Source organism: Mangrovibacterium sp. (assembly GCF_041596335.1).
Classification (GTDB): Bacteria; Bacteroidota; Bacteroidia; order Bacteroidales; family Prolixibacteraceae; genus Mangrovibacterium.
Genome location: NZ_JBFHIT010000003.1, coordinates 31477 through 56580, shown reverse-complemented (window position 1 = coordinate 56580; position 25104 = coordinate 31477). Strand labels below are relative to the sequence as shown.

Annotated in this window: 15 protein-coding genes; 1 reads left to right on the top strand and 14 read right to left on the bottom strand. The window is 47.0% G+C overall.

Translation table 11 applies throughout. From position 1 onward, the window contains the following. Positions 1-91: 91 nt before the first annotated feature. The 3 genes from ABZD21_RS02195 to ABZD21_RS02185 all read right to left on the bottom strand — a co-directional run bounded on the left by ABZD21_RS02195 (position 92) and on the right by ABZD21_RS02185 (position 3380). Positions 92-1006 carry a dihydrodipicolinate synthase family protein gene (locus tag ABZD21_RS02195; protein WP_372772560.1) on the bottom strand — a complete coding sequence of 305 codons (915 nt, stop codon included), beginning with the start codon at positions 1004-1006 and terminating at the stop codon, positions 92-94. Positions 1007-1046: 40 nt separating this feature from the next. Further along, complete coding sequence (locus ABZD21_RS02190; RefSeq protein ID WP_372772558.1) at positions 1047-2192, bottom strand: iron-containing alcohol dehydrogenase; 1146 nt, start codon at positions 2190-2192, stop codon at positions 1047-1049. Positions 2193-2384: 192 nt separating this feature from the next. Beyond that, a complete protein-coding gene (locus tag ABZD21_RS02185) occupies positions 2385-3380 on the bottom strand; it encodes a LacI family DNA-binding transcriptional regulator (protein ID WP_372772556.1) in 996 nt (331 codons plus the stop codon). Positions 3381-3602: 222 nt separating this feature from the next. On the opposite strand from ABZD21_RS02185, the gene ABZD21_RS02180 reads away from it, so the two are divergent. Then, positions 3603-4793 carry a glycoside hydrolase family 105 protein gene (locus tag ABZD21_RS02180; protein WP_372772555.1) on the top strand — a complete coding sequence of 397 codons (1191 nt, stop codon included), beginning with the start codon at positions 3603-3605 and terminating at the stop codon, positions 4791-4793. Positions 4794-5106: 313 nt separating this feature from the next. Here the strand turns inward: ABZD21_RS02180 and ABZD21_RS02175 are convergent, their stop codons facing one another. The 11 genes from ABZD21_RS02175 to ABZD21_RS02125 form a co-directional block, all read right to left on the bottom strand. Next, the gene (locus ABZD21_RS02175) at positions 5107-7146 is read right to left on the bottom strand and encodes a glycoside hydrolase family 127 protein (protein ID WP_372772553.1); all 2040 of its coding nucleotides are present in this window, start codon (positions 7144-7146) and stop codon (positions 5107-5109) included. A 9-nt stretch (positions 7147-7155) separates the two neighbouring features. Continuing rightward, positions 7156-9864 (bottom strand): family 78 glycoside hydrolase catalytic domain, encoded by a 2709-nt coding sequence (locus tag ABZD21_RS02170; RefSeq protein ID WP_372772551.1) that lies wholly within the window; start codon positions 9862-9864, stop codon positions 7156-7158. A 27-nt stretch (positions 9865-9891) separates the two neighbouring features. Beyond that, entirely contained in the window at positions 9892-10083 is a 192-nt protein-coding gene (locus tag ABZD21_RS02165) for a hypothetical protein (RefSeq protein ID WP_372772550.1), read from the bottom strand. After that, complete coding sequence (locus tag ABZD21_RS02160) at positions 10080-11591, bottom strand: cytosine permease (protein ID WP_372772548.1); 1512 nt, start codon at positions 11589-11591, stop codon at positions 10080-10082. Before ABZD21_RS02160 ends, ABZD21_RS02165 begins: the two co-directional genes overlap by 4 nt. Before the next feature lie 190 nt (positions 11592-11781). Then, entirely contained in the window at positions 11782-12825 is a 1044-nt protein-coding gene (locus ABZD21_RS02155; protein ID WP_372772546.1) for an L-rhamnose/proton symporter RhaT, read from the bottom strand. A gap of 10 nt (positions 12826-12835) precedes the next feature. Further along, a complete protein-coding gene (locus ABZD21_RS02150; protein WP_372772544.1) occupies positions 12836-13162 on the bottom strand; it encodes an L-rhamnose mutarotase in 327 nt (108 codons plus the stop codon). After that, positions 13159-14205 carry a uroporphyrinogen decarboxylase family protein gene (locus tag ABZD21_RS02145; RefSeq protein ID WP_372772543.1) on the bottom strand — a complete coding sequence of 349 codons (1047 nt, stop codon included), beginning with the start codon at positions 14203-14205 and terminating at the stop codon, positions 13159-13161. Before ABZD21_RS02145 ends, ABZD21_RS02150 begins: the two co-directional genes overlap by 4 nt. 30 nt (positions 14206-14235) lie before the next feature. After that, positions 14236-16557, bottom strand: a complete 2322-nt coding sequence (locus tag ABZD21_RS02140) for a DUF5703 domain-containing protein (RefSeq protein ID WP_372772541.1) — start codon at positions 16555-16557, stop codon at positions 14236-14238. 74 nt (positions 16558-16631) lie between these two features. Further along, the gene (locus tag ABZD21_RS02135; protein WP_372772539.1) at positions 16632-18062 is read right to left on the bottom strand and encodes a sialate O-acetylesterase; all 1431 of its coding nucleotides are present in this window, start codon (positions 18060-18062) and stop codon (positions 16632-16634) included. Positions 18063-18196: 134 nt separating this feature from the next. Next, positions 18197-21655, bottom strand: coding sequence for a glycosyl hydrolase (locus ABZD21_RS02130; RefSeq protein ID WP_372772537.1), 3459 nt, complete (start codon positions 21653-21655; stop codon positions 18197-18199). Between the two features lie 140 nt (positions 21656-21795). After that, positions 21796-25104 carry a glycoside hydrolase family 2 TIM barrel-domain containing protein gene (locus ABZD21_RS02125; protein ID WP_372772535.1) on the bottom strand — a complete coding sequence of 1103 codons (3309 nt, stop codon included), beginning with the start codon at positions 25102-25104 and terminating at the stop codon, positions 21796-21798.

Sequence of the window (25104 nt, the reverse complement as noted above, 5' to 3'; positions counted from 1 at the left end):
TTTTCTTAAGCCTACAATGGATAGAACTCGCCAATAAACATTAACATGTTAGTCCAAACTATTTTGTCATGGCTCGTTTCATGTTGAAATTTTACAATCTTGAATTGCTTAAACAGGAATTAGCTTCACTGCGAAAGGCTTCTTCACTCAACTCATCCATTCGGTAGATCGGTGGCATAACCTGAGTGCCGCATAATCCGCATTCGTTCATCACTACTTTTAGAGCCGCCAACGATTCAGCCAGGGTGCGGTCTTTTTGGTATAAAGCACCGAGGCGGTTAGTCAGTTGTTGCAGTTCTTCTACCTGCTGCCAATTTCCGTTAAGCGCCTGTTTGTATAAGTCGGCGTATAGTTCAGGGGTAAAATTACCGGTACTGGGTACTATGCCGTCCGAACCATTTTTCAGGGCGTAACCCGACATGGCTGCCCAACCAATCAGATGAACAAAATCTTCGCGGTCTTTCCACAATTTCAACGCCTGATCAAGCCGTTCCTCGTCCCGCTCCGAATCTTTCAACCCGGCAATATTCGGGTGATAACTTAATTTCTCCATCAACTCAAGTGGAATAGAATAACCGGTTGTCGCTGTTATATTATAAAAGATGAGAGGCACAGGTGAAACATCAGCCAATTTCAAACAATATTTTGCAGCCTGTGCATGGGTAATTGGGTAATACGAGGGCAAGTTGGCGACTACCACATCGGCCCCCATATCGGCAAAAGCATGTGCCATTTCTATGGTATCGGGCAAACAGTTCGATGCGATTCCTGCGTAAATAACGGCCTTTCCTTTTGCCACATTGACGGTCGCTTTCACCAGATCCTTCTTTTGCTGAAATGAAAGTGAACTGGCTTCACCGGTTGTCCCGGCAATAAAAGGAGCAACATCGTATTTCAGAAAGTTCTCTACAACTCGGCCTACAGCAGCCTGGTCAATGGAAAAGTCATCGTTCAATGGTGAAACCATGGGGACAATGACTCCTTTATATGGATTATTATTTTTCATCTTGATTCAGTAATTTCCGATTCAATATCTTAATATTGTATTAATAGGCTTTTTTGAATATTTCAAGGGCATCTGTGAATTTCACTTCACGTACATTGTTATTCAGCAATCGCTGAACTTTCATAGCTGATTCTACAATTTCCGGCAAGGCGGATTCCGGAATTCCCAATGCAGACAATTTCAGCGGAATATTCAACGAGACAATCAGTTCCCTGATGGCTTCAATTCCCGCTTTCGCATATTCTTCATCCGAAGCACAACCGGTTATTCCAAGGTTTTTGGCAAGAATGGCAAAACGCTCAATAGCTGCCGGGAGGTTGTACTCCAGGACATAGGGCAACATGACTGCATTCGACAAGCCATGGGCAATTTTAAACTTACTCCCTAACGGGTAGGCCAACGCATGAACCGCAGCAGTATTCACCGGTCCCAAACATACACCACCGTAAACACTTCCAAGTGCAACGGCTGCCCGGGCATCGAGATCGTCGCCATGATCATAAGCTTGTTTCAGATTTTTGAAAATTAGCTGCATACCATCCAGGGCGAATCGATCGATTACCGGATTCGCAAAACGGTTAACGAAGGCTTCCAAACAATGGGTGAACGCATCAATTCCGGTAAAAGCCGTTACCGCCGGCGGAACACCAACTGTTAGTAGCGGATCGATATAAGCTGCATCTGGAACTAAAAATGGACTAATGACGCCTTTCTTTTCATTATCGGTTGTGTCTAAAAATATCGCATTGGGCGAAACTTCACTTCCGGTGCCGGCAGTTGATGGCAAACACGCCAAATAAGTTGATCGCTCCCGAAGGTTACGAATACCGATTACTTCAGCGGTCGGCTGGCTATTTTTCAATTGAGCAGCAATAAACTTAGCAGCATCCAACACACTACCCCCTCCAATTCCGACAACAGCATCTGTTTCAAAATCACGAGCTTCAGCCAGAATTTTCTCTACTTCAGAAAAGGTCGGTTCAGCTGCAATTTGTTCGTTAATAAAAACTGAAATCCCGGATTGCTCCATCGTTGAAATAAATTCCTGAATGAGTGGTCGAATAACCGGGATACTTAAAATAAAAAGACGTTTATACCCCTGCAATTTAAAATCATCAAAAAATCGGATCAAAGCGCCCTCTCCGATGACCAACTGCGGCGGGATATTTAAATTGATTAACTCCATTTAGCTCAGTTCTTAATAGTAAAAAATGGCAGCATAAAAACTGGTTCTGCCAATAAATATCAACACAGGCCGAAGATAATGTAAACGTTTACATTTTCCAAATAAAAGCAAAAAAATAATGTCTAACAATAAAGACATTATTCTATGTAAACGATATATTCAGTAACGAAAACGAAACGCTACTCAGTCGAATCAGCACGAATTGCGAATCTTCAGTTCTGAATTCAGCGTCATTTGAATACAAGGTCTTTTCGGATCCTTTATTCGTTGAATAAGTAACTCCCCTGCCCTTTTACCGATTTCATATGCGGGTTGTCGAACAGCAGTTAATGGTGGATTTAAGGCATTCGCCCAATTCATATCATCAAATCCAAGAATCGCTATATCTCTCGGAATCTGCAGTTTCTCACGATTAATTACCTCTAAAGCTCCCAGGGTAATCAGGTTGTTACCTGTAAATAAAGCATCTGGAGGAGAACTGAGTTTCAATAATTGTTCCGTGAATTTGACACCACCGGCGTAGCTCGAGTCACCCTGTACAATCAGGTTCTCATCAACCTGCAAACCATGATCTTTCAAAGCCTTTAGGTAACCGGACAATCGCAAACGGCTTGATGGAATGGTTGTTAAACCACCAATATGCGCAATTCTCTTGTAGCCTTCTCCGATCATATAACTAACAGCCTGGTAAGCGCCTTCTTCATTATTCACCCAAACAATGTCTACATCCATGCCTTTTAATCCCCGATCAACGCAAACCACTGGCAGTCCATTTCGCATAATCTTTTTAATACGCGGATCATCTTCGTGAGCAGGGGCAGCTATCAATCCGTCGATTGCTTCCGATTCCAGAATTTCCAAATAGTGTGCTTCTTTCTTTTCATCCTGACTGAAGTTACACATGATAATCACATAATTATTCTGGTAAGCAACATCTTCGATACCTTGGAGCACATCGACGTAAAAAGGGTTTTGAATATCGGGAATCAGCACACCTAACAGGTTTCCGGCACCGCTTTTAGAACGGAGACGTTTGGCAACCCGACTTGGCTGATATTTAAGCTCTTTAATTGCTTTGATTATCTTCATCCGGGTTTCTTCGTTTACACTTTCGCTATTGTTCAATACCCGGGAAACAGTCGCTATAGAAACACCCGCCCTTTTGGCGACTTCATTCATACTTGCCATAAAATGGATACAATTAGAGGTTTACATACACTTTGATTTTTCTAATTTAGAAAAAATCCTCGCAAATGTAAACGATTTCATGAAGATAATTGTATTTTTCACGAGTTTTCCGGCTTTCTTTACTGCCGTTTACGTTAACAACAAAATTATTTGCGAAATATTCGTTATAAAGAATCTTATTAATTCCATTAAAACTCATTACCACTAAAAATAAAATCAAACATGAAGTACTTTGCACTGTTTCTAATGCTAGCGCTTGGTTTTGGATGCCAGCCAGGCAACAAGAAGACCATTCCCGAAACACCGAACAATTCTGAAAAATGGAGCATTAAAATGGCGGATGCAGTCATGACCCGCTCCGACAGTCTTGGTTATTACAACGGTAGAATCCGCCGAGGCTGGTCGTACGATGTGGCGCTATTAGGTATGGCCATCGATAAATTGGGAAGCATCGACCCAAAATATTCGGACTACATGAAAACCGACATGGATGCCATGATTGACGAAAACGGTAACGTTGCCCGTTACGATTCTACTAAATTCAATATTGATTACATCAACCCGGCCAAAAACATCTTGATTTTGTGGGAGCGCACCGGTGAAGAAAAGTATAAAAAGGCGCTTGGCCAGTTTGTGCGGCAAATGGAAAATCACCCAAAAACTGAATCAGGTGGCTACTGGCACAAAAAAATCTACCCCTCACAAATTTGGCTCGACGGTGTTTACATGGGCATGCCCTTCCTGTCGAAATACGCGAAATATTTCGACGATCCGCGCTGGTTCGATGTGGCAACCCACGAAATCATTCTGGTGCACGAAAAAACGCTCGATCCTGCAACAGGCTTGCTTTACCACGCCTGGGACGAAAGCAAAGAGCAGCGGTGGGCAAACCCTGAAACCGGCCAGTCGCCCCACTTTTGGAGCCGCGCGATGGGCTGGTATGTCATGGCCATTGTGGATGTTCTGGACGACCTGCCTGAAGATCACAAAGACCGGACTGAAATCATCACTATTTTGCAGGAAACCTGCGACGCGTTGATGAAAGTGCGCGATCCGCAATCTGGCTGCTGGTACCAGGTACTCGATCAGGGAAATCGTGAAGGCAACTACCTTGAAGGTTCGGGAACGGCGATGTACATCTATGCTTTTGCCAAAGGTGCAAAAAACGGCTACCTCGATACAAAATATAAGGAGATTGCTGCAGAAGCCTTTGACGACATGGTGGACACTTTCATCGTCACCGGCGACGACGGATTGCCGGATATGGTGAATATCTGCGGTAGCTGTGGTTTAGGAGGAAAACCAACCTATCGTGACGGCAGCTACGAATACTACACCACCGAAAAAATCAACACCAACGACACCAAAGGTGTGGCGCCGTTTATACTGGCCGCTATTGAAGTCGATAAATAGATGATTGACTCTAAATAGATTAAAAACCGATTGAGGGTTTCACTCCAGGTGAAGCCCTCAATTTTTATCCGGACAACCGTAAATTACATGAAAGCATTGGCCCTGAATTTCGTGATGCCGGATTGCAACGTGTGACGAATTAAGGATAAGAACCACGCAAAAGGGTTCAAGCGGTAGCAAGGCAGCCTGAAGAATAAAGTCCGAGGGAAGTTGCCGAAACCAAAGTGTATACGAAAAATAAAGCTTTGACTGAAACGAATTTCAATCAAAGCTTTTTAATAATCAAAGACCTATCGTGTAAACAAAAACTAAACTATCTCTTCAATAGAATCCAGACGCTCATTTCCCCTTTTCCCCGGTTATCCCAAGCGTAGTAAGGCACAAAACTGAGTGCGATTCGGGTAGCTTTTTCGTCCAGGTTCACCGGCTGGTATAACTTATTTTTCCAGCTGCTGCCGGTCAGCAAAACGCCTTCACCTTTCAATGCAATCATTTTCGCACCATCAATTTCGATGGGTTCCGGCTTCAGTTCTTTGGCCGCGTCAACGGCCACATTAAAAACATTCGTCCCCGCGGGCAAATCGGCTGTTTCCACACAATACACCACCGGCCCACGCTGCACAGCCACCAAACCACGGGTTTCTTCCACCATCGGGTTCGACTCCATCAGTTGCACCGGCATAGGCAAATTCAGTCTGATTTGGTCGCCTTTTTTCCACTTGCGCGAAACCGCGAAATAAGTCCCGGCCTCCGGTTTCGCTGCCACAGGCTGCCCGTTTACCGTCAGTCCGGCATCCTTGCACCAGGCCGGAATGCGCAAGTGCAGGGTCATCTCGTTCTTCAAGGTATTCAATACCTTTAATTCAACTTTTCCGTCCCACGGGTAATCGGTTTGCTGGTCTAGCTGAAGGACATCGCCGTTCTCCAGGGTTGTGTTCAACTCATTTGCCCCGTAGAAATTCACATACAAACCGTCGTCTGACAAACTGTACATGTAATTGTTGATTTCGGCAACCGTACGGGCTGTGTTTGGCGGACAACAGTTGCAGTAGCTGATATAGGGTTCGCGGTCCTTCGACCAGCGCAAATCGTGCGAAAGCTCATCGGCAACGGCCAGCGGGTTGGTATAAAAATGACGAATGCCATCGAGGCTCACCGCCGCCAGCAGGCTGTTGTACATGACCCGTTCCATCACATCGGCGTATTTCGCATCGGCAGTAACCTGCAACATGCGGTAGTTCCACAAAAGGTTTCCAATATTGGCGCACGACTCGTTGTGAGCCGTCAGATTGGGGAGCTCGTAATCGGCACCATAAGCCTGGTGTACTTGCTGAATGGAAGGCTGGTCGTAGGTTGTTCCGTTGGGCGAAACACCATCGTACAGCGCACCGCAACCGCCGGTGATGTAAAGTTTGTTGCCCACTAAATCGTTCCAAATCGCATCGAGCGCAGCCATCAGGCTCTGGTCGCCGGTTTCGGCATACACATCAGCAGCGCCGGCATACAGGTAATTGGCACGAACGGCATGCCCCTGCGCTTTGGTTTGCCGGCGGAATGGAATCCGATCCTGGTTATGATCGTGCCCGTCTTCAACCTGATCGCGAATATCAATCAGCCCTGTGGCCAGTTCCAAATAGCGCGGATCGCCCAAGGTGCGGTACATCTCGGTCACTCCCATATAGTGCGACGGACAAATAGCATTTTGCGCCAGCTCGTGGGCGTGGTCTTTGTAATAGTTGTACAGAAATTCGGTCGCTCGGATTGCGATATCCATCAGGGTGCGTTTGCCTGTCAGGCGGTAATGCACACAGGCCGCCGTTTGAAGGTGTCCCATGTTATAGGTTTCGAAATCCATACGTTCGCTAAATGTCTTCTTCGTTTCAGGGTGAAGTCGTTCGGAGATCATCACCGGCGTGTGGATGTAGCCATCGGCACGCTGCGTCATTCCAATCACCGCAATGATCGAATCGATCTTCTCTGTCAGTGCCTTGTCGTTGTTTTCGGCTGCAATTACAATGGCTGCTTCGAGCATTTTATAGAAGTCGCCATCGTGAAACGGAGGACCAATATGCTCACCTTCTTTCAGCCCGGCAGCAATTTCGAAATTCGCGTAACCGTGACTGATCGAATCGTTCAGATACATGTCCAGCATGTGCGGCATCATACTCTTTTCGCACACCTCGTACCGATCGGCCCAAAAGCCGGTGGTCCATTTCACATCGGTCAGGTTCACCGCTTGCAGCTTCGCGAATTGGCTCTTCGACGTATTCACCAGAGCTTTATCCTGCCCCTGCGAAAACGGCGCAGCGGCTAAAAGCAACAAAATTGAAGTCGTATATTTTTTCAACATCATTTAGTGTGTTTATTTAATTTGAAATGAATACGATCCGGAACCAACTTCGACGACCAGGTAATCGCCTTCGCGACCTGCAATCGCTATATCTTTTCGATCCGTGATCGGTTTACCATTTTCATGCACAATTGAATTATCATCAGCCATTAAGTAGATCTTTGCAGAAGTATTCGCAGGGATTTCGACGGTTTGAATAAAGGCATCAGCTTTACGTTCCCATCCGGATCGGATTTCGCCATAGATTGAATGATAATTTGTCTTGGCAAACTGCAATTTTCCGGTTGGCGTTGGTTTGATGACGATCTTTTTATAACCTGCCACAGTCGGATCTTCTTGCAAACCAGCAACCGTTTGATACAGCCAATTGCCCACCGCGCCATAGGCATAGTGGTTGAACGAATTCATGCCCACATCCTGAAACGAACCGTCGGGCTTGATGCAATCCCAGCGCTCCCAAATCGTAGTCGCCCCTTTGGTAACGGGGTACAACCACGACGGGTAACGTTTGTTGAAGAGCAACTGATAGGCGACATCGGCATAACCATGATCGCTCAAAGCCTGACAAAGCAGCGGCGTTCCCACAAAACCAGTAGTCAGGTGACCAAAGTGAATGACATCGTCGGCCAGGCGCTTTGCCACAACCGGAATCAATACCTCAGGCAATAAATCGAAGCACAAGGCCAAAACATAAGCCGTCTGTGTACCTGAAGTCAGTCGACCGGTTTCGGTAACAAACTCGCGGTTAAACGCTTCTTTTATTTTAGGTAGAATGGCTGTGTAGCGTTCCGCATCTTCGTTATTACCTACCAGTTCAGCCGTTTTTTGCATTAAGCCGGTGGTGTAGTAAAAGTAAGCTGTTGCAATTAGTTCTTTATCGGTGTTGGCACCCGCATAACCATAATCGGGAGCGTTGTAGTAGTAGGAATAATACTCGGCAAAGGCCAGCCAGTCGCCAAAATGGAATCCGGCGCTGAACACGTAATTGTCGCCCGATTCGCGGATCATATATTCCTCCCAACCTTTCATCGACTCATACTGACGCTCCAGAATCCGGGTGTCGCCATAGGCCCGGTAAACCGTCCATGGAATAATCACCGCAGCATCGGCCCAGGCTGTTGCACCAAAGCCATCCGACCAACCGGTTCCGCCACCGTCTTCCACAACGTTTGGCACCACCCATGGAACACTACCGTTGGCTTTCTGATCAACCGTGAAGTCCTGCATCCATTTTGTGTAGAATGAGGCTGCATCGACATTAAAACAAGCCGTTGGGGCAAATACCTGCGCATCGCCGGTCCATCCCAGGCGCTCGTCTCGCTGCGGGCAGTCAGTTGGCACATCAAGGAAGTTACCACGCAATCCCCACTGGATATTCTTTTGCAGCCGATTAACCAGCGTGTCTGAGCATTCAAAGTCGCCGGTCGGTACCATATCCGAATGGACAACACAGGCTTCCAGGTCATCCAAACTCACTTCGCCCGGATAACCGCTTATTTTTAGATAACGAAATCCATGAAAAGTAAAGCGTGGCGAGTACTCTTCAACGCCATCCCCCTTAAAGATATACTCGTCCTGCGCTTGGGCTGCCCGAAGGTTGGCTGTGTAAAAGTTACCGTCCTGATCAAGCACCTCGGCATGATTTAGAATTATTTTATCACCTTTGTTTCCTTTTAATCTCAAGTGCACCCAGCCCACCAGGTTTTGTCCAAAATCGAACACCAACTCACCTTTCTGTGTAATGATCTTCTCAATCGGTTTCAGCCGCTGGCTTACGCGAACCGGCACACCGTCAGAAGCAACCAGGTTGTCGTAGCCATAATCTTTCGTTTCTATGCCTTGCCAATTGTGGTCGTCAAATCCGGTCGTATTCCAGTTACTCTGTTCCAATCGGGCATCATAAGTTTCCCCGTTGTAGATATCCGATTTCAGGATCGGACCGGTACTGGATTTCCAGTTTTCATCGCTGCAAACCAGCTCCGAACTACCATCCTTGTATTCTACTTTAAGTTGAAAAAGCAGAGCCACTTTATCGCCGTACAAATTCTTATTTCCCTGCCACACCAGGAAGCCGCGATACCAACCATCACCCAGGATCACGCCGATGGAATTTTCTCCTTCTTGCAGCAGGTCGGTTACATCGTACGCCTGGTATTGCAAGCGCTGTTGGTAGCTGGTCCAGCCCGGCGTAAACAAATCTGCACTTACTTTCGAGCCGTTCATGCTCAGCTCGTACAAACCATGACAGGTCACGTAAGCTGTTGCTTTCAGGATTGGTTTCGATGCTGAAAACGCTCTTCTCAAATAAGGAGAAGGCGTCGATTCCGACACATCTTCATCCAATTTGGGCTCAATCCATTGGGCTTTCCAGTCGGAACGATTCAACAAACCGAGTTCGAAAAATGCCGGTTCGGTCCACTCCGATTCCGTGCCGTGATTCGTCCAAATTTTCACCTGCCAGTAAACCCGCTGTCCCGAAAATAAATCAGCTCCGGAATAAACAAACTGGTTCGACTGACTCGTCTCCAGTTTCCCGGTATCCCAGATTAAATTGGCACCAGACTGCAGATTTTCAACCGACTTTGCACAACGAAGCTGACAAGCTGTTTGTAAACTCCCCCTCCTGTCATCCAGGATTTCCCAGCTCAAACGGGGTTCAGCAGTACCAATTCCAACCGGATTCTGCTTATATTCAGTTCTAAGATTTACGATTTCCAACACCTTTATTCTTTTATCAATGTGAAAAACTTACTTACCCTCTTCCTCGTCCAGCGCCTTGCTTTTCATCCAGAACGGCGCTGTTGCAAACCAGATGATCATACCGGCAACCATCAAATGAAAATGTGTTTCCATTTCAATAAATTGTTCGAAAACCAGGATGGCCGGAACGAAAGTCAAAACCAATCCAATGAATGAAATTACGATCAATACTTTTTTCATGACAGTCCTCCTTCTGCAATTAATTGTACATTCTTTTGCGAATTCTGCTGAAAATAGCTGAGCCCGACATAAATCAGCGATGCCAGTATCCATTCAGGGGCAATCAGGTAGGTCAAATCCATTTTAATGGCATCCAGCCAGGCAGGCAAATTTCCACCTATCGATTGTTCCATCCAGGGTAAATTGTCTTTTCCGTACAGGAAAAAGCAAATTAAAAATGATCCCAGCCAGGCTATTGCTGCCGGCCAACTAAATAATTTCTTTGATTTCTCTGTGAAATTACTGATCAGCCCAATTTTTGGAAAAACCCAAACATCCATTAAAACAAAAGCTCCAAGCGGAACAAAGAACAGGGCATTGTAACTTACAATCCGGTCGAGGTTGGCATTTACTGCCGGAATACAGGCGGTGATAATCATAAACGCGCCTGCAGCGAAAGTCACTTTCCATCGCTTCCAGTTTGGTGTTGCCACCTGAATGGCCAATCCGGCGCGATACAAAGTTGGGTTGGCAGTTGTCCATCCGGCAATCACCACACTAATCGCACCGGCGATGCCGGCGCCGTACAAACCAATTGCTCCCGGTTGAGGATTAACAAATCCCTCGGAAAGAAAAGCTGCACACAGAATACCCGAAGCAATCCAGGCTCCGAAGTGCCCCAGAAACATGCCGAAAGCCGAGGCAAAACCCTGCGTCCAGCTTTTTGCGTAGCGGAAAATCGTCACATCCGACATGCCAAGATGTTGCGGCGCGTTGCACAACCAGGCAAAACCGGCCACATGCCAGAAGGTATATTTTGAATTGTTGCCAATCGGTACTCCCGTGAAAATTTTGTCGTTGGCAATCTGCCAGAAATCGCTAAATGAAGTAGCACCTAGCTTTCCAAGAACAGCAATAGCCGAAGCAAAAAATACGAGTACCATCCAGGGAGCACAAATTTTGGAAAAGGTGGCTATTTTTTCAAATCCAAGGACGGCTAAAGCGGCAATCACCACGCCCACAATTAAGGCCAGGCCCATCCATGGCATGGAAGGAATTAAATCACCTGCAACATAATCCGGATTGGAAATTCCAAAAGGAATCGAAACTGCAGTCACGGCCACGGTCACCATCGCCCCTGCCAACAGGCAAAGTATCAAGGCATAAAAGGCGCTGTAAGCAATCGTCAGGTAGGGTCCGATTATTTTTCGCAGCTGCCAATAGATCGTCAAACGGGTTTTTACTGCAACCGGTGCCGTCATCAGCGCCCAGCTTAAAACAGCAAGAATATTACCGACCAACAGGCCCAGAAAAAAATCCTTGGCCGACACACCGTGCATCACCATCAAAGGCCCCAAAACAAACTCGGTTCCTGCAACATGTTCGCCGGCAAACATGGCTATAAAAGTTTTCCATCCGTGTAGTTTTTTTTCCGAGACCGGTTCCCGGTCGTATTCATAAAGTGCATCCAGCCGGTCAATCAGGCTGTTTTCGCTACCCGCCGATGCAACTTCTCCTTTCATCTGCATAGTTCTTAATTTAGTTTAAATTGCTTTAGTTTGATTTGAAAAACACGATGGCCAATTTAGCAAAAACAAATCAAAATATTTTCGCTTGCTTTTGTTTTTGTTTTCGTTTTACTTCTTTTTAGTGCTTTTTTTTTCAAAAAAGGAAACAACAACTGTTGATTCTTTTTACTTAATATCACAAACAACGTTCTCAAGCCATGCTTCCGTAAGCGATTATCACAAAGGAAGTGACTAAAATCAGCAATGATACGATTAGCAAAAAGTAGGTCGCCTTCCTGATATTCGTCCACTCTTTCATGACCACACCAATAATATAGCTGAAGAAAATAAGCATCGACATGTGCAGCACCCAGCTGGCAAACTGAAAGCGTCCCATACTTACATGTCCCAGTCCGTAAAAGAAGAACTGGAAAAACCACATGGTACCGGCCAAAGCTGACCAAACGAGGTTTCTTAACATCCGATTGGCTGCAATCCCACTTTTCTTCGTGAACTCCCTCAAGGTCTTTTGTTTAATTCCGAGAACCAGAAACCAGGTCACATTCACAACCCAGCAACCGGCTGTAGACACGATCAATTTCGCATTCCCCTGAAAATGACCGGATCCTTTGGCCGCAGCCATGTCTGCAATTGGCTGACCATATTCAAGTGAGATATTGAAAACGCCGGACAAAATACCGGCTATAATCGTTAAAATAAGACCTACCGACATGGTCGATCGTCCTGAACCGGACGAGCCGGCAGCCAGTTCCTTTTCGCGGCGGAAACCAGCCCAGCCACAGCCAGCCACGCCAACCAATGAAACAAGCATTCCGGTAAACACCGTAAGTCCTCCCGGGCCGGTAAAGTATTCTGTCAACCCGCCAAACAACAGCAATGGCAAAACTGTCCCGACAACAGCAGAGATTCCAATAGCCAGCGTATAGGTGAGGGAATAACCGATATATCGAATAGCCACACCAAACGACATACTTCCGAAACCGTAAACGGCTCCCAGAATAAAAGCTCCCCAGATCGCCCGGCTTGGTGCATTTTGGAGAATCGTGAAAAAATCATTGACCGTAATAAATCCGATTATTAAAGGCATCAGGATCCAGGCAAACATCGCCTGTACCAACCAAAAAGTTCCCCACGACCAGTCTTTTGTTTTTTGGTAGGGCACATAGCACGAAGAGGCAGAAACGCCTCCTATCGCATGCAACATTGTTCCTAAAATTGGGCTCGATGGTACCATAGCATTCGTTTTAATCTAAGTGAAAAATTTCATCCATGGCACACCAAAACTCACCCGGCTCCCTGTTTTCCATCGGCTCCATAAGTGGTTTCACCACATCCCACCACCGCTGGGTCTCTTCGTGAGCAGCCATTTTCGCCATATCCTGTTCAAAATCGGAACCGGAGTATTCGAAATAGGCAAAAAGGTAGATGTCTTTCAAAAAGATGGAATAGTTTTCCAGCTTACATTCTTTTATTTTGGCCAACACTCCCGGCCATACTTCCGCATGAAGTTGAATATATTTTGTTGCTCCTTCCGGCTTTAACCGAATCATTTGTCCAAATCGTTTGTTCATGATTTTCTGTTTAATGCGTTGAACATTGCCTGAATATTTACAGGAGGAATATCCGGCAAAATAGCCTCGTGGCTTGGTGAAATAATCAAACCGGTCGGAAATAGCTGTTTCAGTTCTTCAACTTTTCGGTCAACAGCTTCCGCATCGCCATTCACCAACAAATACTGAGCATCTACCCCGCCACAAAAAGCAGTTTTTCCGCCAAAGTGCTGTTTCAGATTCGGAGCATCCATATTGGCAGCCAGCGCTTGAATCGGGTGAATAATATCCACTCCCAGCTCAATCAGATCATCAATAATTGGGAAAATGGATCCGCAGGAATGATGCATCACCATTAGTCCGTAGCTCTTTGCCTGATCAATGATTTTTTTGGTTCCGGGGAACACCAGGGAGCGAAGCAAATCCGGATCAATCATCAATCCGTTCTGACTACCAAAGTCATTACCAATCAACACCGCATCCAGGTATCCTTTGGTGGCTTCAAAAAACAGCTCGTTGGCTTTCAGGTAAAAGTCAGTAATCCGATCAATCACGGCCTTGAACATCTCCGGGTTCATCAACATGCTCATCAGGGCGGTTTCCATGCCAAAGGCAGAGCAAGCGTCCTGAAAATGAGCGCTCCACATAATCCCCATCTTGACATAGCCCGGATCAACAGCCTTCGCTCGTCTCAGGGCTTCCGCGCAATCTAAGTATTTGGCCGGATCGGGCCAGTCGAACTTGTTCACATCCGACGGATCGGAATAATCTTGAAAAAAGCCCGGCGCAGTCAACGTACGTTCATCCGGAGAATCCAGGTGCTCCATTTTGGCAAATTTGAAAGCACAGGCAATGTGGTTTGACGGCGGATAATGATAGGGAACTTCAATCGGATAGATGTCGTCATCGATCAATATCCTCAATTCATCCAGCGACTGAACTCCAAAATGTGAGCAAAGCGCTTTCTCTGCTTGCGGAACCGGCAGTCCCAGCCACGAAGCAGGCCGGTCGACCGGTTGGTGGCTGATGGTTGCATAGAAGCGTTCCTTGTGTGTTAGTTTCATTGTTTATCGGTTTTCTAGGTTGAGTTGTTTTCATTCCAAACAATTCACGACGTCAGCCTTTCGTTCCACAGGCCAAACATCCAACTTCACTAAACGGCCGCTTTCCCACGTTGCCTCTATCGTCGTATTATTCTTCAGGTGCAATTTAAAATGCACATCTTTTCCTTTCGGCCAAGCCGGCAATAAAAAAATTTTACTTTTCACTTCCTGCACCAGCATTTCCTGTAAGGCAATCATTCCCGAACCGCCCCAGTTATGGTCGGGTGTCCAGTCGAAACCCGGGCCCCAGAATGCCGGAAACCGTCGACCGGAGTCTTTTAGCTTAAGCGTGACCAGTGAGTCTGCTTCATTGGTCAGCCCAAGTCGGGCAGCAAAAATCGCGTCCTGCTTCCAGCCCTTGTGACTGCGAAATTGAAGCGCATCCGGATCATACTTCCAGGTATTCAGCGCAACATCCAGATCGGGTAAACCGACGCCGTATATTCCCCACGGATAAACCGGGTACAACTGCGGAACTTCGGTATTGTTAACCCGCTCCCATAGCCTGGCAGGCGCAATGGTTTGATGCCCGCCAATTTCGCGAAAACTGATCGGTGGAATACGCTTCTGCATATCCGAGAAAAACTCATGGTTTATCTTCGAAGAATATTCTTCCGGCAAGGCCAGCAATTCCTCGATAACAGTTTTTAATGCTGCGACTGTCGATGTAGCATTGTAAGCCATTTTGTAGGTTTCGCAGGAAGAACCCGGGTATAAAACCAGCTGACCGTTACCATTTAAATCTTTGGCTCCGCGTTCACGCGCCAAATACCTGTAATGCTCGTCGAAAAACTTAAGCGAACTCTGGATCAATGGCAAATATTTTGAGATATCGGCTCCCGAGTATTGCTGATTCTGTATGATCATATGGCAAAACTCCAGCACCGTATCCCACTGGTATTCGAGCCAGGCATTGTACTGCATACCCGGATCATAATCTTCCGGACGCTTCCAGCCATATTCACTCGGATTAGGTAAACCGAAGTTTTCCAGTTGTTCGGTAAAGCAAGCGCCATCGTGTCCCCAATAGGTTTTTGCCCGAAGTTCTGCGTTCTTCATCGTCCGCAAATAGAAATCAAATTGAGCGGGCAGCAAATCAAAATCACCGTTTTTCAACATCGGGAAATAGACCAACCGCTGGTTCTGCGCGGTAAAGGTTCCCCCACCCCAATTCCGGAAATCAGGTGTGAATGCCCGGGTTGAATCTGTAAAAACCGGATCGACCGTAAACAAACCACCGTTGAATTTTGTGGGGTATTTCCCGTAGGCATTACAAGCCAACATGTAGCGAAACAACTGGTAGTTGCGACCAACCTGCCAGCTTTCTGACCGCTCGTTTTTGTTATTCGGCTGAATGAATACAAAGCTGCGGTTCCAGAAATCGCTCCACCAGTTTTGTGTTTGCTGAAAGGCCGTTTTTCCGGCTTTCAAACTTTGTGAACGCAGCTCAGTAAGCTCATTCTCCCAAACGTCCTGACTTTCAGTTTGAGCTGTATGTAAGTAGATTTTTAGTTCTTGTTTTTTAGCAGGCGACTTGCTTCTCAGCATGAATCCTTTGAATTCAGTGTCAATATATTTCCCGGAAGTTTCTCCCGCCGAAATCATATTTTCACCCTGCATCAATCCACCGAAAGTTCGGTTTTCGAGCGGGTTTGACAGTTGATCTTTTACGGCATCCAGTTGCTGTTGACGAACTGTGATATCAAAAACCGTTTCACCGGTATTTCGGTGGCAAAACAACACGCCTCCATCTGCGAACTTAACCTGATCGGCTTTGGTCATCAAGCCCTCGGGTGCTGCCCATTTGTAAGAGTTGGCGACACTTTCGAGCTTACGCAATGACCGGTCTTTTGTTCGCCAACTTTCGTATGTAGCTTCGACCGAAACTGGGCGGTTTGCTTCAACTTCGACATGAACTACCGGACGAAACACGTCAACCCAAAGTTTAGCCGTTGCCTTCAGTCCGCCTTTTTCACCTTGAATGGTTACAAAGCCTTCTTTCATATGCAACTCCTGCCTGAACGTTTCACCATCAAACGGATTTGGGCTCAATCTCATCCGCACACGCCCTAACTTCAGCATACAGTTATTCTCGTCAAAAGTGCCGCTTTGCGAGAGGTAAAAAAGTAAATCGCCATTTTCAACCCACACATTCAAGCCAATGTCACCACCGCCGCAAGGCATCGACTCGGATGAGTTTGCACTTTGACTCGTCCAAACCAGGTTGTAATCGTCCAGGCCGTTCGGTTGCGCCCAGCTTTTGCCGGCAAGCAAAACCAACAGCGCGAGTATCAGTTGAATGTTTCGTTTCATTTTTTATTGAATTAACGGAAAACCACAAGGTTTCCGATTCTATTATTCAAGATTCTGCCATTCTAATCTTCCAACTACCAGTTGTCGCTTCTGAATGACGATACCGGCAATCCATCAGTTCCGCAAAGTGTTCCCACAATAAAATTCTTAAAGGCATAGCGCACCGCCACAGGCTTTTCAACCCGAGGGGACGACACCACCACCGATTTAGCCCGCAAAAAAGCATCGGCCGGGTAAAAAACTTTATTCTCTCCGGCAATCTCAAAACCGGTCAGTTCATTGCCAAAGGTGGTCAGGCCGTTCGACGCATCTTTGAATGACACAATCGCCTGGCTGCCTTTCACCTCAATCGCATCGTACGCAGGACTTTTGTAACTGAAATCGCGGATGCCGTAAGTTTTAGCCAATGCCCACAAGGCCAGGCGTTCACCGCCTTCTTGCTTATGCATGGGGTGGATACTTGTTTCTTCACCGACATCCATCAGCACTGCCATACCGCTGTTCGGAATTTTGTCCTGAGCTTTCAGCTGCGCCTCACGCAAGTAGGCTGAGTTGAATTTCTCATGAAATTCGGTGGGAGTAAACACCGAATAATCGAATGGTGCTATTTGAGCGTAGTAGAACGGGAAGTCACCTATTCCCCATAGCTTACGCCACTCGGCAACCATAGTCGGGAACAAGTCCAGGTAGCGATCCGGCTCAATGTAGTTGGTTTCGCCCTGGTACCAAATGCATCCGGCAATTCCATAACCGATCACCGGATTTAGCATGCCATTGAAAAGAACAGAGGGTGTGCGATTCGCAACCGGAATACTGTCGCCCGGAGCAGGCACCTGTTTGTCTACGAAAGAAACAGCGGTCTTCGGGCTCATCCAGGCCTGAACACAGGAACCGCCGTAAGCCACTTCGATTAATCCCACCGGGATACCCAACATTTCGTTCAGCATACGGCCAAAGTAATAGCCTGTTGCACTAAAATTGCGGATTGCAGCCGGATCAGCCACTTTCCATTTGGCGGTGAAATTGTCCTGCGGTGTTGTTTGCGAGTTACGCGGAACAGTAATTACCCGAATGTTATGGTTGTCCGATTTCAAAATGTCGATATTAGATCCGACAACCGGTTGACCCGGAAAACCCTTCATCGGCATTTCCATGTTCGATTGCCCGGAGCAAAGCCACACTTCTCCGATCAGAATATTTTTCAAAATCAGCTCGGCTCCATCGCTGATGCGGATTTCGTAAGGACCTCCAGCTTCGGGGGTTTCCACTGTCAGCTTCCATTTGCCATCGTGGTCGGCTTTGGTTTCGTAGGTTGTACCGTTCCACGAAGGAATGACCGTCACCTTGGCTTTTGCATCGGCCCAGCCCCAAATAGCCACATTTGTTTGTCGTTGCAAAATACCATGGTCGGCAAATAATGCCGGCATTTTCACAATTGCTTGCGCCTGCAAAACTGCGACAAAAAGCACCATCGCCAGCAGGCTTCGTTTCATTAAAAATTTCATCTCGTTTATCTTTTGTTTGTAAGTTATATTCATGTTGAACGTGAAGAAGCGAAGACACAAAGCAATTGGATTCGAGTAATTTCCAGATTGAGTCTTTTTGCATTTGTGATTCTGATCTTCATCCTTCTAACTTTCTAATCTTCATTTTGCCGAAGCAACCTGACTGGCCCGAACAAGCCCGCCGGTAAAAGTGGCCGACCTTCCAATCGGTAGGGCGCCGTTGTCCAGGCAATGCGCTTTCCTTCCGGCAAATCTTGGTCGCCAATCAGTCGATTATTCCAGGTATTGGCAATATCAATCTCCAGCATATTTTCACCGGGTTTCAATTGCCCGTTTAACTGCAACCGATGCGGCAAAGTCCAGCAAATGCCAACCGATTCACCATTCAGACGCACTTCGGCCACATTCGCGAAATCCCCCAAATCAATCCACAACCCTTGCGAATCAACGTTTTCATGCCATTCAAATGAAGTTGTGTACGTTGCCATTCCCGAGTAAAACCGAATTCGGTCATCTGCGTTTTTGCTCCAGTCGGTCAGCTCATTGAACACAACAGGTTCTGCCGGACCGCCATTTTTCGGGTTGAAAGCAACCGTCCAGGGCCCTTCAATTTTTTGAACTGTTGCCGTACGAACCTTATTGGGCTTCTCGCTTCGAACATCTTTATTTGCCGGATCGAAAAGCACAAAAACAGACTCATTGGCTTCAAATTCATAGGTCAAATTAGTACGATCATCGTCAGAAGACCACTGGCGGCATGGCAAGGTATCGCCCGACACCGGATCATACAGCAAAGGAGTTTTCCCGGTGATGCGGAAACTCAATTCGACCAGCAGTTTTTCGCCGCTTTGATTCGAAATGAAATAATTGTCCTTTTCACCATCAACCCGATGGTTCCAGGCCAGCTTTCCATGAAGTATTTCATCGTCTTTTACGGCAATAAAATCTTTAGCTACACCAAGAGGGCTGAACGAAGCCGCCTGATAAGGGCCAACTAAAATTCGCCCCTTCCCTTTTTGGATTCCTTCGAACCGGAAACCATTTTCATCGGTGTAACTAATTTTTTCGCCATCAAATAAAGTGGTAATTAATTTTTTAAGCTCATTATTTTCGGATGAAGCATTCAAACCAATCGTCTGACCCGGTTTTTCCATCCATAACACGATCGCTCCCTGCCGGATCAGTTCATCCAGTTTCTCAACTACAGCCAAACTCATTTGTTCACCTCCGTTTGGCGCCAGCTTCCGGTTTCCCGGGATTACCAACATCGCGTAATTCGCTCCTCCCGGGAGCACAATCCGGCCATCTTTTACCGTCACCAAATTCAGTAAAGCATCTTTATTGAACGAATCGTACGCATAACCATTCAGTGGATCAATCCATTTTTCGGGATCGGCCATATTTGACTGGGTAGTCACCCCTTGCGGCATTTCCCGTTTTGGAGCGCCATCATTTTTTAACCGTGTTTTTTCACTTTCAACCCGCCTTGCCCCCATTATCCCGGGTAGGAAATCGACCAGGCGATCGGGCAAAATTGAGCGACGGGGCATTTCTTCGCCGGTAAAAACTGCCAGATCAACCACTGGCTTTCCCTTTTGCAAAAGTTGCTGACAATTGTGCAGATAATTCCAGAAAGCCGAACTTTGTTGCCACCAAATTTGATCGCGTTGCAGGACCGTTCCGATTTTGTCAAGTGTCATCCCGGGCGCGCGATCCATCCACGGATTGTGGGTAAATACATGCGCAAAAACTTTGTTGATGCCGAGCGCAAAATTCCGGTCAGCCAAAGGCTTCAGCAAACCAGGTGTTTCGTCCCAGTCCAGCCGGATTTCGGTGAAACTTTCAGCCTGCACAATAGGCTTTCCGTACACATGTGCCCCTGAGATAGCATCGAGAATATCATTTGGCTTATCGTGCGAGGGGCTACGAAACCAGTATTCACCCATCGGAAGATCGACGTACTTGAAATGCTGCATACCATCGCTCACGCCAACGGGAGACATGCTCTCGGCAGAGAACAGCACTCCTCGTTTATGCGATTCTTCTTGCAGCGTCTTATAAAAATTATCACTAAATAAGTCGGCAACCGTTTCACGCACATCCTGCAAAACCCGCTCCGACGTTTCTGCACTTTGAAGCGGAATTCCAGCCATCACCGGCAAGTAATTCATCAGGTCGTACCCGCGTCGCTTTTGAAACTCATCGAGCATCACCTTCGACCAGTTTTGGCTACCGCATTCCCAACTATCCACATGAAAACGCTTGATCACCTTTGCTGCCAAACCTTCGCCAATCTGACGAAAAGCCTCACCAAACCATCGATCGTACTGAAATCGAACGATTTCTGGATCGAACTTATCACATTCCAATCCTTTACCGCCACCACCGATGTAGTTTTCGTGACCGGTGCTGGTGTGGCCCATGCGCAAAATCACCCAAATTCCTTCGGGCACTTGCCAGCTTAGGGTTCCGTCGGCAGCTACATATTCCGAAATGTTGATCATGTTCTTCGGATCAACACATTCGTTTGACAGTATGGTTTTCTCATCAGACCAATTAGCTACACGCCAGATAGAGCCATTCTTCCCTTCAAATTGATTGATTTTCGTCTCCGACGAAAGCGCAATTCCTTTAACTCGCAAGGTTGGAGTCCATTTGGCATCATCCAGATCTTCGGCGCCCGGCTCAGAACCTTCCGGGTCAAAAACAAAACGGAAATATTTAGCCGTCACCGGCTCAATGCTATGTGTGTTTGGTTGGTCCAAATCGAGCCAGCCCGAACGCGGCGGGACCAGCCGGCTATGAAACTTAAAATGAACACCGTCTCCGCTGGTTTCCACAATCAGTCGATTTGATTGGTAGTTGTTCCACCCGGTTTTTATTTGAACCGACCGACAGGTAAACGGAGCGTCAAAAGCATATTGAATCCAGCCTTTTTCTTTGGTCGAAAACTGACGGGCATTTCCTTTTTCAGCCAGGTATTGCAGACTTTCCGAGCTCAAATTAGAACTCACCTCCGGCCTAATCATCCACGAATTTTGCCCTGCCCCTTCCGGCGCCGGATAGGCGAAAGTGGCAATATCTTCGTAATAATTTTTCACCATTTCAGGTTGTGGCAGCTTCCCTGCGAAAGCCTGCCCCCCGGTTACCAGAGTATCACCCCAAACCACCTTCTGCATCGACATTTCCGGAGTAATCCACGGACCTCCCGCACAGGTAAAACCATCGCAAGAGTTTAGCCCCAAATCCAATCCCAATCGATCGGCCTCACTGGCTGCAAATTTCACCAACCCCCACCATTCCGGGCTCATTGTGACCACTGCATCAGGATACAAACCCGAGACTGTATCGCGAATAGCAAACAGGTAGGTGCCTCCAATTCCGGCTTCTTTCATCGCCTCCAAATCGGCGGTAATTCCGGCCTTGCTCACCGCACCGTGCATCCAGTACCAAAAGGTCCAGGGTTGAGCATCCTTTTTTGTCGGAACAATCGTTTTAACCAGCGATTCCGATTGGTGGCTGCATGCGCTTAAAATGACCAGCAACAAGCCAAGCAGCATCAGAAGCGTTCTATTTTGTCGGTTTTGTTTCATTTCATTTTTACTAGTCGTGAGTCCAGAGACGTGAGTATTGAGTTAAAGACAGTTCTTAACAAACTAAAAACAAGCAGGCCTTCCCGACTCACTACTCACTACTCACTACTCACTACTCACTACTCACTACTCACGTCTCATCAAAATTTCACTTTATAAATTTCCTCACTCCAATCTTTCTTCCCGGTGCTCATTGGCATCAGGTAGAAAGCATATCGGTATGTGCCCGCCGGAATTTGGTATTGTGGTTCCGGAGCGGCCACATCCGACCAGCTATCGTTACCTCCAACACCCATTTGCTTCAGGTCGATATTCAGGGTCAGGTAGCACGACTCTACTAATTCGTTCGTATGTTTGGCTGCATTAATATTAGCTTTAGTCCAAGGCCACGCGCTCATGCTCAACAAACTATCGGCCACCACCAGCAAACCTTTCGTTTTTTGCTCATTCGACAAATACATCCAGCGTACATCCATGCGATTTCCAGTCTCCTGCGGCATCACATAGGGCTCGATAAATTGATCGATCGGAAGCGAGTACGTTGCAGCTTCAAATCCAAAGCTACGGTCGCAATAATTTTCCAAAGGCCCTTTTCCGTACCAGCTGATCTGACGATACACATCGGCAATGCCGCATTGCACACCCACTTTAGGGATGTTTGGCAACTGTGGTAAAGCTTTCAGTTCGTACTCAACTTTGAGCGCGCCATCTCCGCGCAAGCTGTAAATGATGGTACAACTGGCGCTATCTTTCACAATCTCGTAATTGCTTCGAACCTGTATTGTTCCGTCAGCTTTGGTATCCGTTGCCACAGATTGTAATTTGGGATGGGCATCGTACCAAACTTTCAACTTCTCATGGGGCTTCCAGCCACGCTCATCGTTATCGGTGAGCGGACGGGTGAAGTGTGGCAACAGCGGCGCAAATAGTTGTTCTTCGCCATTCCATACGTACGAACTCAAAGCGCCATTCGTTTTATCAATTTCCAGTTTGAAGTTCTTTCCATTCACCATAAAAGCATCCGCCGATTCCTCCAATTGGATTTCCGATTTAGTTTTCAATTTTGACGATTCCGTGCTCAATCCAGTCAGGGCAAATTGGTCAAACGCTACGTCATAGCCGGCATCTGCCCATGTCGTCTTTTCTTTCAGTTTGAATGAAATGGTGGCTAGGTATTCGGCTCCCGGCTTCATTTTCGGCAGGTATTGCTTGAAGTTAATCAACGTGTCTTTTCCGGCAGCTAAATTGATCGGATCCTGTTCGACGGTTTTAATCACTTTGCCACCTTCCTGGAATTTCAATGTCGGGATATAAGCTGAAAGATTTTTAACGGCATGCCGGTTGGTAATTTTCACCTTGAAACCATTCGTATCCAACAACTCGCAGCTCACCGGTTGGCTCACCCATTTGAACTCGTACATCGCCCCTTTCGGACGCCCGTCGGAGGTAACAATGCCGTTGATACAGAAATTATTGTCGTTTAGTAAGGTATCGCCAAAATCGCCGCCGTAACCATAAAACACGGTTCCGTTTTCATCGGTTTTCAGCAATCCCTGGTCTTTGTAGTCCCAGATACAACCGCCAATCATGCGGGGAGTTGAGCGGATCTGGTCCCACCACTCTTTCAGGTTTCCAGTCGAATTACCCATGGAGTGTGAATACTCGCACCAGAAGATTGGGCGGTTGTCGCCATTATCCTGGCTAACAAGTAACGGACCTGTATAAAGCGCCGGGTACATGCGGCTAACGATGTTGATGTACGATTGGTCGAGCGGGGTTTGGATGCGGTGTGAATGGTCTTTCGGGTAATTGGGATGCCCGGGCGGGATGTAGCCTTTCACTTTGTGGTCTCCCATTGCCGGCTCATAATGCACCGGACGAGTCACATCGAAATCGTGACAAAAAGCCGCCATGATAGCGGTTGCCGGCCCACTGCCCGCCTCGTTTCCCAAACTCCAGATAATGACCGAAGGGTGATTTTTATCGCGCTCTACCATGCGCACCACTCGCTGCAGATGGGCATTCAACCATTTTTGTTCGTTGGCCAGTTTTCCGCCTAAACCATGGGTTTCGAAGTTCGCCTCGTCGATTACCAAAATTCCGTACTCATCGCATAAATCGTAGAAATAAGGATCATTCGGGTAGTGCGACGCACGGATGCAGTTAAAATTAAACTGCTTGATTTGCTTCACGTCCTTCAAAATATCTTCGCGAGATAGAGCCTTCCCTTTCACCGGGTCGTGATCGTGCCTATTGATACCGTACAAATACGTTACTTTTCCATTGATGAGCAGCTTTGCCGACCCCGGATCGAACCCGATGCTTCGAAAGCCGACTTTGCAACTTTTGGCTTCGGTTATGGCACCGGTGCTGTCTTTCATCGTCAAAACCAGTGTGTATAAATTCGGTTCTTCGTCACTCCATTTCAACGGGTTTTTTATCTGGGATTCCAGCATACCAAATTTCACATTATCGAGTCGTGGCCAGGTCTCATCCAAAATCGACCGGACATCTTTTTCCAACGGTTTTTCGAAAACTTGTTTTCCGCTAGCGTCGTACAACATTGCTTCCAATTGGTAACCTTTCACAGAATCGCCTGTCAGATTTTCAATGCGCGGACGGATACTTAAGGTGGCGTCGCGATAATCATCGTCCAATTTGGTTTGATAAAAGAAGTCGGCAATGCGCAGTTTCGGCTCCGCCATCAGGTACACTTCGCGCTGGATTCCGCTCATCCGCCAATGGTCCTGGTCTTCCAGATAGGCACCGTCGCTCCAGCGAATAACCTGTACCGAAACGATGTTCTCGCCATCCTTCAAATATGGTGTTACATTAAACTCGGAGGGTAAGCAACTGTCTTCGCCATAGCCCAAAAACTGACCATTCACCCAAACTTTGAAACCGGAACTCACACCGCCAAAATGCAGAGTGATGTTCATATTCTTCCAGTCAGCAGGAACCGTGAATGCTCGTTGGTACGATCCCACCGGATTATAATCCCGAGGCACGTATGGTGGATTGATGGGTCGGAACGGATAAACTGCACTTTTATAGATGGGCTTGTCGTATCCCTTCATTTCCCAATTCGACGGCACTTCGATTTTGTCCCAGCCACTCACTTCCGTTCTATAAAAGTCGGTCGGCGCGTCAACAGGTTTCATCGCGAAAAAGAAGTCCCATTCGCCATTCAAGCTTTCATAGCGTCCGCTTGTTTCCCGATCACCCTTGAGAGCATCTTCGGTTGATGCAAATGAATAAGCTGTTACTCTTGCCGCATCGCGATTGATGGCACTGACTTCGGGATTTTCCCAAGGTTCGGCGATCTCCGTCGTATTTAGTGGCGGAATGCCTGCCAACACACCTGTTTTTCCCTGGCCGCACAGCTCTGATGTTGACAATAGCCCCACCAGCAACACTGTAAATGATATTATTTTATGATTTAGATTCAT

Excerpts from the sequence above, each read along its gene's own strand:
- ABZD21_RS02155 (WP_372772546.1), bottom strand. The coding sequence starts at position 12,825 with ATGGTACCATCGAGCCCAATTTTAGGAACAATGTTGCATGCGATAGGA.
- ABZD21_RS02145 (WP_372772543.1), bottom strand. The coding sequence starts at position 14,205 with ATGAAACTAACACACAAGGAACGCTTCTATGCAACCATCAGCCACCAA.
- ABZD21_RS02160 (WP_372772548.1), bottom strand. The coding sequence starts at position 11,591 with ATGCAGATGAAAGGAGAAGTTGCATCGGCGGGTAGCGAAAACAGCCTG.
- ABZD21_RS02150 (WP_372772544.1), bottom strand. The coding sequence starts at position 13,162 with ATGAACAAACGATTTGGACAAATGATTCGGTTAAAGCCGGAAGGAGCA.
- ABZD21_RS02125 (WP_372772535.1), bottom strand. The coding sequence starts at position 25,104 with ATGAATCTAAATCATAAAATAATATCATTTACAGTGTTGCTGGTGGGG.
- ABZD21_RS02140 (WP_372772541.1), bottom strand. The coding sequence starts at position 16,557 with ATGAAACGAAACATTCAACTGATACTCGCGCTGTTGGTTTTGCTTGCC.
- ABZD21_RS02130 (WP_372772537.1), bottom strand. The coding sequence starts at position 21,655 with ATGAAACAAAACCGACAAAATAGAACGCTTCTGATGCTGCTTGGCTTG.
- ABZD21_RS02175 (WP_372772553.1), bottom strand. The coding sequence starts at position 7,146 with ATGATGTTGAAAAAATATACGACTTCAATTTTGTTGCTTTTAGCCGCT.
- ABZD21_RS02185 (WP_372772556.1), bottom strand. The coding sequence starts at position 3,380 with ATGGCAAGTATGAATGAAGTCGCCAAAAGGGCGGGTGTTTCTATAGCG.
- ABZD21_RS02180 (WP_372772555.1), top strand. The coding sequence starts at position 3,603 with ATGAAGTACTTTGCACTGTTTCTAATGCTAGCGCTTGGTTTTGGATGC.
- ABZD21_RS02195 (WP_372772560.1), bottom strand. The coding sequence starts at position 1,006 with ATGAAAAATAATAATCCATATAAAGGAGTCATTGTCCCCATGGTTTCA.
- ABZD21_RS02165 (WP_372772550.1), bottom strand. The coding sequence starts at position 10,083 with ATGAAAAAAGTATTGATCGTAATTTCATTCATTGGATTGGTTTTGACT.
- ABZD21_RS02135 (WP_372772539.1), bottom strand. The coding sequence starts at position 18,062 with ATGAAATTTTTAATGAAACGAAGCCTGCTGGCGATGGTGCTTTTTGTC.
- ABZD21_RS02190 (WP_372772558.1), bottom strand. The coding sequence starts at position 2,192 with ATGGAGTTAATCAATTTAAATATCCCGCCGCAGTTGGTCATCGGAGAG.